14 protein-coding genes and 5 pseudogenes are annotated in these 13,643 nt (G+C 41.7%); 13 read left to right on the forward strand and 6 right to left on the reverse strand.

Going from position 1 to position 13,643, the window contains the following annotated elements; genetic code table 11:
- The first annotated feature begins 104 nt into the window (after positions 1-104).
- A complete protein-coding gene (locus tag QUF19_RS11735) occupies positions 105-866 on the forward strand; it encodes a hypothetical protein (protein ID WP_286293854.1) in 762 nt (253 codons plus the stop codon).
- Here QUF19_RS11735 and QUF19_RS11740 read toward each other — a convergent pair.
- Positions 863-3,988, reverse strand: a complete 3,126-nt coding sequence (locus QUF19_RS11740; RefSeq protein WP_286293856.1) for a Tn3 family transposase — start codon at positions 3,986-3,988, stop codon at positions 863-865. The two genes, QUF19_RS11735 and QUF19_RS11740, sit on opposite strands and share 4 nt — an antisense overlap.
- A 179-nt stretch (positions 3,989-4,167) precedes the next feature.
- On the opposite strand from QUF19_RS11740, the gene QUF19_RS11745 reads away from it, so the two are divergent.
- From QUF19_RS11745 to QUF19_RS11755, 3 genes and pseudogenes are all read left to right on the forward strand, one after another.
- Positions 4,168-4,734 carry a recombinase family protein gene (locus QUF19_RS11745; RefSeq protein WP_171763014.1) on the forward strand — a complete coding sequence of 189 codons (567 nt, stop codon included), beginning with the start codon at positions 4,168-4,170 and terminating at the stop codon, positions 4,732-4,734.
- Positions 4,735-4,783: 49 nt separating this feature from the next.
- Positions 4,784-4,933 (forward strand): annotated as a pseudogene (locus tag QUF19_RS11750) (ISL3 family transposase); the annotation flags it as partial.
- Between the two features lie 524 nt (positions 4,934-5,457).
- The gene (locus QUF19_RS11755) at positions 5,458-6,219 is read left to right on the forward strand and encodes an IS5 family transposase (protein WP_171763015.1); all 762 of its coding nucleotides are present in this window, start codon (positions 5,458-5,460) and stop codon (positions 6,217-6,219) included.
- A gap of 57 nt (positions 6,220-6,276) precedes the next feature.
- On the opposite strand, the gene QUF19_RS11760 is transcribed toward QUF19_RS11755, so the two are convergent.
- Complete coding sequence (locus QUF19_RS11760; protein ID WP_171763016.1) at positions 6,277-6,681, reverse strand: hypothetical protein; 405 nt, start codon at positions 6,679-6,681, stop codon at positions 6,277-6,279.
- Between the two features lie 272 nt (positions 6,682-6,953).
- Here QUF19_RS11760 and QUF19_RS11765 point away from each other — a divergent pair.
- Positions 6,954-7,460: pseudogene (locus tag QUF19_RS11765) on the forward strand (IS6 family transposase); the annotation flags it as partial.
- Positions 7,461-7,462: 2 nt separating this feature from the next.
- Entirely contained in the window at positions 7,463-7,606 is a 144-nt protein-coding gene (locus QUF19_RS11770) for a hypothetical protein (protein WP_171763017.1), read from the forward strand.
- Between the two features lie 138 nt (positions 7,607-7,744).
- On the opposite strand, the gene QUF19_RS11775 is transcribed toward QUF19_RS11770, so the two are convergent.
- The 3 genes and pseudogenes from QUF19_RS11775 to QUF19_RS11785 all read right to left on the reverse strand — a co-directional run bounded on the left by QUF19_RS11775 (position 7,745) and on the right by QUF19_RS11785 (position 10,291).
- Positions 7,745-8,026, reverse strand: coding sequence for a hypothetical protein (locus tag QUF19_RS11775; protein WP_171763018.1), 282 nt, complete (start codon positions 8,024-8,026; stop codon positions 7,745-7,747).
- 275 nt (positions 8,027-8,301) lie between these two features.
- A complete protein-coding gene (locus QUF19_RS11780; RefSeq protein ID WP_171763019.1) occupies positions 8,302-8,592 on the reverse strand; it encodes a toxin-antitoxin system YwqK family antitoxin in 291 nt (96 codons plus the stop codon).
- A 547-nt stretch (positions 8,593-9,139) separates the two neighbouring features.
- A pseudogene (locus QUF19_RS11785) lies at positions 9,140-10,291 on the reverse strand (IS3 family transposase).
- Between the two features lie 193 nt (positions 10,292-10,484).
- Between QUF19_RS11785 and QUF19_RS11790 the strand changes: the two are divergent.
- From QUF19_RS11790 to QUF19_RS11820, 7 genes and pseudogenes are all read left to right on the forward strand, one after another.
- Positions 10,485-10,874, forward strand: a complete 390-nt coding sequence (locus QUF19_RS11790; RefSeq protein WP_171763020.1) for a type II toxin-antitoxin system RelE/ParE family toxin — start codon at positions 10,485-10,487, stop codon at positions 10,872-10,874.
- On the forward strand, positions 10,864-11,172 hold the full coding sequence (locus QUF19_RS11795; protein WP_171763021.1) for a helix-turn-helix domain-containing protein: 309 nt from the start codon (positions 10,864-10,866) through the stop codon (positions 11,170-11,172). Before QUF19_RS11790 ends, QUF19_RS11795 begins: the two co-directional genes overlap by 11 nt.
- Positions 11,173-11,295: 123 nt before the next feature.
- Positions 11,296-11,487 carry a hypothetical protein gene (locus QUF19_RS11800; protein ID WP_171763022.1) on the forward strand — a complete coding sequence of 64 codons (192 nt, stop codon included), beginning with the start codon at positions 11,296-11,298 and terminating at the stop codon, positions 11,485-11,487.
- 52 nt (positions 11,488-11,539) lie between these two features.
- Positions 11,540-11,914, forward strand: coding sequence for a hypothetical protein (locus QUF19_RS11805; protein WP_171763023.1), 375 nt, complete (start codon positions 11,540-11,542; stop codon positions 11,912-11,914).
- 57 nt (positions 11,915-11,971) lie between these two features.
- Positions 11,972-12,172, forward strand: a complete 201-nt coding sequence (locus tag QUF19_RS11810) for a hypothetical protein (protein ID WP_171763024.1) — start codon at positions 11,972-11,974, stop codon at positions 12,170-12,172.
- A 6-nt stretch (positions 12,173-12,178) separates the two neighbouring features.
- Positions 12,179-12,676, forward strand: a pseudogene (locus tag QUF19_RS11815) (IS66 family transposase); the annotation flags it as partial.
- A gap of 186 nt (positions 12,677-12,862) precedes the next feature.
- Entirely contained in the window at positions 12,863-13,309 is a 447-nt protein-coding gene (locus QUF19_RS11820) for a hypothetical protein (protein WP_145572202.1), read from the forward strand.
- Positions 13,310-13,485: 176 nt separating this feature from the next.
- On the opposite strand, the pseudogene QUF19_RS11825 reads toward QUF19_RS11820, so the two are convergent.
- Positions 13,486-13,614, reverse strand: a pseudogene (locus QUF19_RS11825) (IS5/IS1182 family transposase); the annotation flags it as partial.
- Positions 13,615-13,643: the final 29 nt, after the last annotated feature.

Here is a 13,643-nt window from a genome sequence, read left to right on the forward strand (position 1 = left end):
ACTAAGGAAGAGAAAAGAGAGGCTTAAAAAGGTGGTCGATTAAAAACGAAACTAGGGGTCACATCAGCCGAAATACGCAATTCGTCCAAGAATCGAACATAGGCGTGTGGGATTCTATATGTCAATATGATGATGCTTTTACGTATTTACAAAAAAACTTTCTGACCAAAAGTCGAACAAAAACAAATTTCGATGAAATATTCGTTCCTTTCAGGAATGGAATCTTACATGGCAGAGATGTGAATTATGCCAATGCGAGTGTGTCAGCTAAATGTTGGAATATATTGTTTGTATTACGTACTTGGTACCGTGATAAAAAAGATGAGTCTTACAAAAGGCGTAAGCTCGATGCTGAGCAACATGTTTCGAAAGAAAATGAAGAGTTGACGAACTACTTACAGAAGTTTGATAAGCGTGAGAATGATCTTTTATTTATTGAAAGAACAGGCGCATCAGAAGTCGCCAATACTTTTTTTGAAAGCTGGCAGCAAAAACAATGGGGTAAGATAGTTCCCCATATGTACCATCTAGTGGGGAAGCACCGAGGTAAATCAGCGCAAGAAGTCAAAGAAACATTCGATAATTTTGAGTTGCTTGAATTTAAGTGTTTAGGGGGACGCTGTGATACACCTAGCAGTGTGGTTTTCGATGTATATGTGGCTATTTCTGTGGGAGCGGAAAGAGAGGAGCATCAGATTCAACTTTGGTTAAACTATTCATCTGACGATCTTCTACCTTTACCTATAAATCATCCTGATGGTAGTTGGGGTATTCTGGCCATTTTTGCCCATCCCCCGAAATGGTCTAATATGATGTCAATCACATATTCAATGTCCAACGCAACAACCAGCTTTGCATTCTACTAACCTGCTATTGTTGTAAACTCTTCTCTCTCCTTGGCCAAATTTTCATCATTTGTACTGATGTTTGCCGATTTGAGTGCCGCGGCTAATTTATTGAAGTCAACTGTCTGCATAAATTCATCCACATTGAATGATGCCCCCAGATCGCTGAATTCAAATCGACCATAAAAATTAATATGTTGCCAGGCGACTGGTGATATTTTCTTGATTTGCTCAGGCGTAAGTATTGAATCAGGTGACTCACCGGTTATCAGCCCAGAGAGCAATTCCGCATTAAAATAAATAATTGCGTTGGCGATCAGACGCGTACATTCATGCAGGATGTGTTGTTCAATTTCGCTTTTCACTCGCAACTTACCACCGTTTACATGGGCAATAGCTTTCTTCAGTCGGTGGTAAGCCTCACCCCGGTTTAGCGCTTTAGTCACATGTTTACGAAGCAGGCGGTCATCCAGATAATCCAGTAAGTATATACTGCGATAGATATTATCGAGTTCCCATAGAGCTTTCTTGGTTCGGTTTTGCCTTGCGTATGAACTGAGCTTTCTCACGATGGCAGACTGCGTAGTTTCTTTCTGTCCCAGTGACGCCATGATGTGCTGGATATTGGACCACTCCTCGATAATAAGCTCTTCATTGACTTTTCGACCAGGTTTGACCAAAAACTCATCGTCATAGTTCGCTGGAGATTGAAAGCCCACGATACTATCAGTCTTAGATGAAAAATTGCGGTATCGGGGGGCAAACTGGTAACCAAAGGCATGAAGGATCCAAAAGTTAATCTGATTTGTGCCGTGGGTATCGACCGAGTGACGATCAGGGTCAATATCGGTGGTGTTGTTATAGAGCAGATCAAATACAAAGTAGCTTTCATGTTCATGCGTGCCAATCACCTTCGCATTGATCGGTACATGGTTTCCAATCAGGGTTAGCGCTGAGATACCTTTCTTCAAGCCAAAGTATTTTGAGGCATGTCGGGCGTTGAAAGTATTTCGTTGAGTTTCAAATCGCTGACCATCGCTGCTCGAGTGCAACACATCAGCTTCAATGTCATAGTGCCGGAATATGGGAAGTTTCGCGGTGGCATTGGCAATCAGATCATTGGTTTCTTTCAGTGTTTCCAGGCGGAAGAAATTCCGGTAAGTGGTTTGTAGCTCCTGGGTATCCACATCAGAGATATCCCCCATCCGGCCCAGACTCATGTTGGTACCCAGCGCAACGATACAAGCGAAAACCGTTTTCTCATCCTTGGTGCCTTTGACATAGCGATCCAGCACATGGGTAAAGCCATCAAGTAAACCGGTTTTTCGCTGGACATAACTGAGCAGGCTGGCGATACCAATTATAGGGACTGACTGGTAAAACTGGTGATTGTCCTCCTCCTCATCCCGCTGGTATGGCAGTGTCCATTTTATTTTTTCACCTTGGCCAGTGATTTTAATATCCTTATTTTCCTTGGCCATAATACGCTGGTTCACGTGTTGTATTTTGTCTTCCAGTGTCTTTTTAAGTTCACATAGGGTTTGTTCGATCGGTGCCATTAAAATGGGGAGATCCAGCTCAGTCAGTATTATTTCCTTGTGCTTGTTCCAGTGCTCTACGTGGATGAGATAGTCGGTAAAACTGCGGTATTTATTGGTTTTATGATTAAATATATCTCCAGACTCAAACGCTTTGCGAAGCAGTTTATACACAGCAAATTCGTAGCGTTCCGCAATGAGACTGCCAGGTGTGCTATCTGCATAAACATATTTTTTAAGTGCCTTGGTCAGGAAACCCGTTGGAAATTTGGATGTGGATATTCGTCGTATGACACGGCCCAATTCAAAATTGGTCTGAAGAAAGGTAGTAGCTTCGATTAAAGGGGTTTCTTCGGCGTTACTTTTAAAATCAATGGCCCTGACGATCTGCCGTACATTCTTCTTGTTGGAGCCAGACAATGACTGCAAATGCTGCCACTGGTACTCTTCCTCATCAAATCCGGCAGAATTAATAAAAGTTGTTACATTCACCATTTTCTCGCGCGCCAGTAGTTGGAAAGCGCGTTCTCGAATTTCACCAAAGGATAGCTGGTCATCAATGTCGGGACTCAGGAAGAACTCCAAAATTTTGCCCGTCATCTTGATGTCTTCGCTGGCCTGGGAGGTTTGCCGGTAGATGATGTCTCGCGCATACATCTTGGCTTGCTCTTCGTAATGGCGCACGTTGTAAATCAGAGCATCGATGAGATTATCATGGATCGTATGGGTGCGATGATAAGCATAGCTGATTAGGTAAAAGTAAGCAGTCGGCGTATCAAAGCGACGAAGCTTGTATACGGAATAGTACTCTACCAGTGCAGCGTAATACCGGATGCTTTCATTAGAAAGCTCAATGGTCGGCAACCAGCGCACACCGAAGTCATACAGTGGTTTGAGTTGCTTGACTCGCGTTGCCTCACTGAGTACTTCTTTGTAACTGAAATCTCTGGGCTCCTTTTTAAGCTGAGTGACCCAGTGCAAGCCAGTAGAATCATCAGCCAGAATAGCGGAAAGCGCCTCTTCAATTTCAGGTTCCATACTTCGCATCAGCTGTTTACTGATCCGTTGACGCTCTTCAGAGAGGCAACGACCAATCAAATCCTGAAATGTACTGTACGCCGGTGGCACAACGTGCTGCTTATTCAGGAAGCCAAGCAGCTCCCGTAAAATAAAAATAGGTTTGGCAGATCGGCGAACAATACGCCCAGCAACATCTTTTAGCTCAGTGCCAGTTTGTTTGTCGTATCGACGAAAACTGAAATGCCTACAAATAATTTTTTGCTGGTTGATACGAGTTTGTTTACTTGGCACTTTGAAATCACGGTCGATGCTATATGGGAAATATGTGCCGACAATGTGGGAAGTATCGTTTACCACCTCTTCAGCATCAAACCTAAAAAACATTCTTTTGGCCTTAAAATAGCCGAGCTGAAGCACGAAATATATCTTTGAGCTAAGCAGCCACTTTTCTTCAATAAGGCTGACTTCGCTGTTGGTCATATCGAAGTAATACTCTCGGTCTTCCTGGGTAAATCGAGGGAAACCGAAATAATCCTGAATTTCAGATTGAGTAAGAATGTTCAGTCGGTTGGGATTCACTGCCATAGACAATTATTAACCCTTCTTTATTATCAAGGACTCTCATCCATCTCAACAAACGGTCGTTTTTTGAGAGGCATGAACGGAGAATCACTATGTACAAGAAACCTGTACTTAGTTGTCTCATATACACATCTCTACTATCATAATCACATTAACTCATTAAAATGCAAATAAACGAGACGATGAGCAGAAAAGTTGGATACGCGCGAGTCAGTACCCATGAGCAAGAACTGAATCTTCAGATTGATGCTCTGATAAAAGAAGGGTGTAAAGTCGAAGTAATATTTACAGATAAGATTTCGGGAGCAAATGCGTCTAGGCCTGGACTGGAAGAGTGCTTAGAAACGCTGGTTTCTGGAGACACACTTATAGTGTGGCGACTGGATCGGCTAGGCCGCTCGATGTCACATCTGATAAACCTGATTGAATCCTTAATTGAAAAAGGCGTTGGCTTTAAATCGATTCAGGATGGTGCAATCGACACAACCACAGCTTCTGGTGAGTTGATGTTCAATATATTCAGTGCACTGGCACAATTTGAACGTCGCCTAATACAGGAGCGTACACATGCTGGACTGAAGGCAGCTAGAGCCAGAGGAAGGAATGGGGGCAGACCAAAGATTCGTGACAGCAATCCAAAAGTTCAGATGGCGAAAGAAATGCATCAGAAAAAGTCTCTCCCAATCGATGCTATCTGTCAGTCCTTGTCTATTTCTCGAGCAACATTCTATCGTTATTTATCACTTTAATTTCGTCTAGATACTGTGATTAGACCATATCGGGGGATGGGCAAAAATAGCCATAATCGAAGCTGGCAATGTATCAATAGGATTGTTGCGCAGAAGAGCACGAGGGATCAGAGATACCGAATACTTCAAACTGAAGATCAAACAGCTTTCAGTACCTGAGGTGAATTCAATGTTATACCCTTCTGTCAAGCTCATCTAAGCGGAGAAGAGCCCTACAGGTATGGAAAAGTTAAAAAAAACCACTTTCCAAGAGTAGGGAAAGTGGTAAAACGTAAGTGGCTTAAATAACAAGAGAGTTATTCACAACCAAGAATATGCAATTAAGTTATACAGGGCAATTGTCGCTAAATTACAATCGAACAAAATCTAGACTAACTGATTTTTGGGCAAAAGTTACTTAGATATAAAACTCTAATTAGCTCTCCTGATATTACTTTTTTGGGTGAAAAATAGCATTTATCTCAGTTGCTATTAAGTATGTTTCGAATAGATATTCAAAAAGTAACAATTTACAGGTTCCGCCATGCTTACCCTAGTAAAGCATCAATGCTTAACCTTCAGTACCTTCGTATCCAAGCTCAGTTCTTTTACATATTGTGAATGAAAAAGAAGCCTCCGATGCTAGAGTTACTAAGGCGTGTTGATCTTTCGTGAGTGTTTTTTTGAACAGCATGGTAAAGAGTTATAATTTGCTTCGCCAAAAGTAAAACCATAACCAATACCATGCCAAGAACAATGCTAACTGATATTCGTTGGGAACTGCTACTCCAAGTTATGAAAAATACAAGTCGTATTTACGATAAAACTGAACATCGAATGACATTTGAAGGAATACTTTATCGAATGAGAACAGGTATTCCTTGGAGGGATCTACCCTCTGAGTTCGGAGAGTGGAGTACCGTTTACAGACGATTTAATCTTTGCTCAAAGAAAGGGATTTTAGATAATATTTTCAAAAGCTTATCTAGTATGGCTGATTTTGAATGGGTATTTCTTGATGGCTCTATAGTTAGAGCGCATCAGCATAGTACAGGTGCAGCTACTGAAAGCTCAGAGCAAATAGGCAAAAGTCGCGGGGGCAACTCAACCAAAATTCACTTAGCCGTGGATAGTGGTGGCCTGCCGATTTGCTTTGATTTATCAGAGGGACAACGCCACGATATAGTGCATGCCGAAAGCTTAGTTGAGCAACTCGATGAAGTTAATACCATCGTTTGTGATAAAGGATATGACAGCGAACCTTTCCGTACTTTTGTTAAGGAGTGTGGCGGAGAAACGGTAATTGCTAAACGCAATTACGGACAAGATATAGACAAAGATAGTATGGATTGGTGTCTGTACAAGTATCGTCACTTGGTCGAAAATGCCTTTGGGAGAATTAAGCATTATCGAGCTATTTCAAGTAGATATGACAAGCTAGAAAGGGATTATGCCAGCATGTTATCGCTGGCATTCATGTTAATGTGGCTACCGATGTATTGTTGAACACGAAATGTACAACAAAGATCAACACGCCCTAGCTTTACTTAGACTATACGGCCTTTAAACTCTTAACTGGAAATTATCCGCAGCTGAGTTCGTACCGGAGTTGTAGTAGGTTTTATAGCCATCAATAAAATAACTGGTGCCATCAGCTCTAATGACTTCAAATATTTCCCAGCGAGAAGTACCACTATCTGCTGGCTGAGGGACGTAACCCCCAGGGCAGCTAAACGCTTTAGAATCGAACAGAGCCTCGCTTACTCGAAATACCTTGAAGTATGTGCCATTCGCTTGATTGATACGTGCCCACCGCCCCTCAATGGTCTCATAATTGTTATTGCCATCTAATAGCCAATCCCAATCACTGCCATCAGGCAGCCCACAATAAACGTAGGTTGAGGTATTCGCAAAAGCTGATGAAGCCATGAGCAGAGCACTGAAAGCGATAATTTGTTTTAATTTCATATTGTTAAGCCTTGACGTTATTAGTATGCGCTAAAAAAGCTGTTCATTTTTAATGCACAACATATGATCCAATCAAGTGCATATTAAGTGATTGGGCTAGAGATCACATTAATTAGAGATTATGCTACGGGCTATATAACTCAGTTCCCCGTCCTCCAGATGAAACGCAACACTTGATTGCCCTATGGAGGCTAAGTGCTTTATACGGTGTTGTTGCAAAAAATCAGGCCAGGGCTCAGAATCATTTCTTTCCCATCGAATCCAGCGATTCAATGACCAACCCCGAATTCAAATGGAAACACTTTGCCCCTGAGATCATCCTTTGGTGCCTTCGCTTGTCTGGTTCGAGCCCGATGAGTTATGCAAACCTCAGTGACATGCTGGCAGAACGGGGGATCTCGGTTAATCGTTCGACCATTTATCGTTGGTTCATTGAATATGGCCCGACATTACGTAAGAAGTTACGTCGCCATCAATTTATCCGGACAGACTCTTCGTGGCAGCTCGATGAAACCTATGTAAAAGTGCAGGGGAAATGGCACTACCTTTACCGTGCTATCAATAAACAAGGCGAGACGCTGGATTTCTATTTCTCCCACAAACGTAATAAAGAAGCTACTTATCAGTTTCTTAGGCGTCGCCTGAGATATTACGACGTAGACAATCAGCCTAAAACATTAAACACCGACAAACATTCCTCATACGCCAATGTGATTGCTCGCTTGAAGAAGGAGGGACGACTGCGAGCGGATGTCGAGCTGCGGCAAGTGAAGAGCCTCTAATGACAGATACCGCCTTAGTTGGCGGTATCTGTGTTGATATTAAAAAGTCAATGAGTCGGTTCGCAGACGCTTACGGTCAATTTAGGGTTTTCGTAGGATTAGTGTATCTGAAATTGCCAAAACAGCCTGAAGGCGTTCATTAAATACCCGTGTTTAGATTGTAGAGCAGGAGTTGGGTCAGTCAGGCATTCATTTTGACGTGAGTTAAACCGCGATTGTTCAGGTAAGGAATCATTGAGATTCCTTACCTTTGAACACCTAGATCTATCTGTCTCGGTAGATTAATTATACTTAAATCGGCATTTATCCTTGATGCAGTTTATTCTATACAGCTCTTCCCCATCTTCGCCATGCTCACGTACTAAAAAGAAAAAAATCTTTGTTCTTCCGTCTATATATGCGAGAGCTATTTCTGCATCCTCTCTTTTCAATCCTTCTTCGACTAAATGTACCTCTAAAGTGTCAAGAGCTATGTATTCAGTTTTCTTATCATGCAGGGGGGTGAAACCCGCAAATGATAGAGAGGAAACAAATAGGGAAAAAAAATATAAAAAAATACGCATATTTCACTTACTCGTTAAGAATGAATAGTAATTTGATTTAAATGTAGTACTAAGCAATTATAATATAAAGTTTTATATTATAATTGCCGTTAATTTAACGTAATCCCCGTTGTGCTAGAGGCTTTTTCCAATCTCTTGTTGCAACAATTTTAAAATGTCACATTTACTATGTGACCATTTCTTTTTTCATTGAGTTGAAAACCGCTAAAGTCATGCGTGCCTGTCTTTGCTGTTATTTTTATTAATGCCATACCTAGTTGTTGAGCTAAGTAGTTTTACTTTTTTGTGTAGGCTTTTAACGTACCATTTTGATAAGTAAATTCACTATCAACAGTTCCGTCTTCGTAATAAACTTTTCCAATCCCATCTAGCTTACCTTTCTTATAAGTAAACTCCCTTTTAAGGTTTCCACTCTCGTAGTAGATTCTTCCTATACCTTCTCGCTTTCCATTCCGGTATTCAAACACACTCTTCAGAGCACCACTCTCGTAGTATTCCTTTACGACCTCAACAGAAGATCCAAGTAAAAACCCACTTAATAGACTGAATATTAAAGTTTTAATCATGCTCATCGCTTTTATTTTTATAGAAAATGGTTTTCTTTAAATGATACACTAAATGTGAAACTGTATGAATATTGAGTTTGTATTTTATCTGGATTTAACGTAACAGCACTTAGTGCGTGCCAATAAGAATCAAACCCTCCAATGAGCGCAAGCTTACTGCTTGTGCTAAGTCCCGCAACTTCACTTTTCAAGAATTGTGAACACCAGGCGACGTTGTCATATGTTCGTATTTCAGAGGGCTACGAAAGAAAATATGCCGTAACCGCCTGCCCTTATAAATAAAGGTCTGGCGGTTTATATTGGATTGTTCACCGAAATGGGCGCAAAACCCCTATATGTGGCTCTACGGCTTTGTTTCTGTACTCAACCCGGCCTGTCTTTTGATATCACTAGGCGACTCGGTAGCTCTCGGGCATACCAAGCTGCGTTAATCGATTTAATATTGATGCCGCTAGCATCATTTCCTGTTGTTGACTGTTAAACTCTCTACTGTGTAATTTGGGGCCAGTAATTGTTTTGATCTGCTCCAGTCAGACTGGACACTTAACTAAGCGACATTTTGCTTTTCAAAGTTCATTGGGCTTAGGTACCCAAGAGCACTGTGCCTTCTCGTTCGATTATAATCAACCTCGATGTACTCGAAGATCGTTTGACGCATCTGCTCTCTCGTCATGATCGGTTCGTATTGGATTGCTTCAACTTTCATAGAATGGAAGAAGCTCTCAACACAAGCATTATCCCAGCAATTTCCTTTCCTACTCATACTTTGCCTTAGATTATAAGTGCTTATTAGGTCTCGATAGTCTTTCGAACAGTACTGACTACCTCGATCGCTATGAGTAATAACCTGCTCAGGGAAACCTCGGCGAAATAAAGCCATTGATAAGGCATCGCAGACCAGTGAGGCCGTCATTCTCGTATTCATAGACCAACCAATAACTTGTCTTGAATAGAGGTCAATAATGACAGCTAAGTACAGCCAGCCTTCGCTTGTGGCAACATAGGTGATGTCTCCTGCCCATTTTTGATTCGGAGCTGTTGCGTTAAAATCTTGAGCGAGCAAGTTTGGAGCAACGGGCATTTTATGCTTACTGTCCGTTGTACACTTAAACTTGCGTGCTGCTTTCGCTACTAAATCCTGACGTTTCATACTGGCAGCAATGGTCTTAACATTATGGTTGTCACCGCTCTCAGCCAATTCCTTTTGAATACGTCTTGAGCCATCTCGTTCTTTGCTAACGTCAAAGGCTTCTTTGACCTTGGTATAAAGCTTTTGGCGAGCTGCCTCGCGTTGAATCGCCTTGTGACGATTCTCAACCCAATAATAAAACCCACTTCGAGAAACTCTGAACTCCTTAGCCATGCGAGTAACACTAAAACTCAGCAGGTGTTCGAGCATAAATTCATAGCAATTTACTTTAGATTTTTCGCGAAGTAGGTGGCGGCCTTTTTTACGATTTCTAGCTCTTCTGCTTGCTCTGCCAACTGCCTCTTTAGCTTAGCGACTTCAACGGCCAACTCTTGTTCTCGTTGGCTAATATTAGAATTCTTCTTTGTGGCTTTTCGCCAACCGTAGATCTGAGATTCATGTAATGAGAGCTGTCTTGCGGCTGCAGCGACCCCCCACTTTATCTGCCAGCTTCAGGGTTTCTGCTTTAAATTCAGGAGAATGGATAATACGTTTCTTCTTGCTTGTCATGGTTCACCTCATTAGTGATTGTACTCACTTAACTCAGTGTCCAAAACTGCTGGTGCGGATCACTCTTGAAACAACCTTAAGACTAATCGAAACAGATACAGTAAGTATGTTAGCTATTGCTGATATGGCATTTTGAAGTTGTTGTCAAAATTGAAACTATGGTATTCTTTACTACACTTTGTAGGTGGAAATAGTGAAGATTTATATCACTGACGAATTTGAAAAATTGATGATTAAAGCCAGATTAGATAATAAAATTATCGTTAAGGTGGCGAATGAGCTTAACAATGGTTTGCATGATGGTGAGCTACAAAGTGGAAAGCTATATAAAAAGCGTGTTCCGTCACCAGGTCAAGGTAAACGAGAGTCAAACCGAAGTGTTATAGCTATTCAAAAAGGTAATAGGGTGTTCTTCATCGATGGTTGGCGAAAGAAAGATGTCCCAAAAAAAGGTAAAGAAATACCAGATAAGTTATTGGAAACCTACAAGTTACTCGGTGAAAGCTTCCGTAGCTTAACGGATGAACAGATTGAACAAAACATCTTAGATGGTCTGCTAAGAGAGGTTAGAAATGATGGATGATCGTTTAGAAAGAATGCAAGCAATGGCGAAGCGCTTTAATGCCAACGGCTCAATTGATCAGTTAACCATGCGTAAAATTGATGCCTTGGCTATGAGTGCCAAGCGTGAAGATATGACCGCAGCCAGAATTCAGAAGTTGAGAAAGCGTGAGCATATAAGCCAAGCTGTTTTAGCAACTGTGCTGAATATGAGTAGCGAAAGCGTTCAAAAGTGGGAGCAAGGTAAAACTAAACCTCAAGGGGCTGCATTGCGTCTTTTGAATATCATTGATGAGAAAGGTATAACGGCAGTTATATAGTCGTTATTCACGTATGGCGATAGTTTAAAAACCACTTCACTACGAAGTGGTTTTTTATTAACGGTTGTGTTTATAAGCACGTTTGTTTATATTTAAGGCTGATTTAATTGTAAGTACATAGAAATGACATTAGCTGAATACATTGAAACTCGATACGGGACGCACAGAGGCGCACAAGCTGAGTTCATCAAGGACAATCCTCACATACTTCCCCAAGAGCTTACACGTTGGAAGAAGACTCACAGTGTTCACTTGGAAACTGGTGAGATCTATAAAGCGACTTCAAAGAAAGTGATTTTAAAGAATACAAAATAAACAGTTGTGCTTATAATTTATTTATCGGTTAGGCAAACAACGGTAAGTAACTATGACGGACGCAACTATCAACCCAATTATTAGCCAACTAAAAACGGAGGAAGAGCAACTTACTTCCTTGGGTTCTAAGTTAGAGAAAACGGCGCAATGGATGATGGACGCATCAGGAACTCCAGAATTTAGTGATAGACAAGACGTTTATTATCCGCAGTTGAATGAGTGGAGAGAGCAGAAAGCAAAAGTTAACGCTCTTTATATGCAAAGAGCGAACCTATCTTGTATTGATGAGCCGACTTCACATACAGCAGTGGCGAAAATGATGGAAGAGAAACGTGCAATAAAAGAAGCCACTGTTACCAGTACCACTTATGAGAGAGCACAAAGGCGCTTATTTAAACGGGTTAATAGCTTCCTTAGTGGTCGCTAACTAATTGACTAATCATTGGGCGGTTCGCCGCCTTTGTACCGACAGAGAGGAATTTGTATGACCAAATCACCACTTGAACTAGGCAAAGAAGCTCACGCTAAAGGCATTACCATGCCAGCACATGATCCGGTGTTAATGGCGTGGCTACAGGCTAATACAACGGGTGTAGTTGGTTCTGCTATTCCTCACTTCAAAGAATGGCACAAAGGCTTTAATTCAGCCGTTGATGCTGAATGCGAAAAAATTCTAAATTCATAAATCAGGGGAAAGATCCAGTGGGCAGTTGGTTGGTTCCAAAAGCTCTATCGTGTTGAACAAGCACTCAAAGATATGCCGAGGGAAGAGCGATATGTTACCCGCCAATCAAAGACTCAGTCTCTGCTCAATGAGTTTAAGATGTGGTTAGATAAATCGGTCACTCAGGTGCCCCCTAAAAGTAAATTGGGTGGGGCGATTAGCTACAGCCTCAATCAATGGTCGAAGCTAGTAAGAGTTATCGATGATGGCCGGTTAAGCATGGATAATAACCGAGCGGAACGTTCAGTACGTCCGTTCACGGTAGGACGGAACAACTGGTTGTTCTCTAATACTCATAATGGAGCACGCGCCAGTGCCGTGCTGTACAGTCTTATCGAAACCGCGAAGGCTAACGACTGCGAGCCGTATGAGTACCTCGAGTTCGTGATACGAGAAATCCCGAAACTGAATAGTGAGGATGATCATGGTCATCTTCTACCTTGGAACATGCCAAAAACGGAATAGTCCACCCTCCCCGAATAGCGTTCAGAATGACAGATACAGCCTTAGTTGGCGGTATCTGCGGAGATATTAGAAAGTCAATGAGTCGATTTAGGGACGCTTACGGTATAACTACCTTATCATTATTAATTTAAGACCATAATGTATATATTCCTCGTAGTACGTTAAAATGTCGTAAGGATATTAAGGATGAAAAAATACAGAACTACCATAAAATGGATAAGTACGTTACTCATCAGCGGTATGTTATTGGTCGGTTGTAAAGACAAGACCCAGCACAAAGAGGTCGACCTCGGTAACGTGGAGGTGAAAACACGTTCGTTTCAGATCCGCAGCTTACTCGTCACCGTCAACAGCAACACTTTACCTGTGAATAGCACCGTCACGTTTGAGGTGTTCGCTGAAACGGAAGCTTTGTTTGATGACTCACAAGAGATTACCACACATAGCCAACCATCCAGTGTGAACATTTCAGCCCTATCTGAGATCACGTTTGTATCCACGGATCCGGAGATCTTGTACATTTCAGAAAAAGAGCGAACAGGTTTTGCTCGAAAGGAAGGTTCAGTCACGGTATACGCCAACTTTAGAGGTGTGCAGAGTGCTCCGCAGGTGCTGGAGGTATTACCGCGTTAACCTTGAGTGGTGAGGTTGATAATCCAGATAAAGATAATTCGTGGGTCACCGATTCAAAGCCTTTAAAGGGATTAGATGTGAGGATAAGGAGAAAACCTTGCATGAGCTTTTAGACGTACTGATGCTTTGTTCCGTAATTTATTTTAGATACGATCATGCTTCGCTTAGTTTGCTTTTTAATCAAAGCGGCAAGTTTCAGGCACACCAAGCCCAGTAAGCTTGTTCAGCACTTTTATCATCGCGTAAGTTTCACCCACCTGTGCATTGTAATTTCTTAAGCTCAATCGTCCTCCTAGCAACTCTTTAAAATCGACTCATTCAATCCAAAAGGTCA

It is taken from the genome of Vibrio sp. FE10 (assembly GCF_030297155.1).
Lineage (GTDB): Bacteria > Pseudomonadota > Gammaproteobacteria > Enterobacterales > Vibrionaceae > Vibrio > Vibrio apostichopi.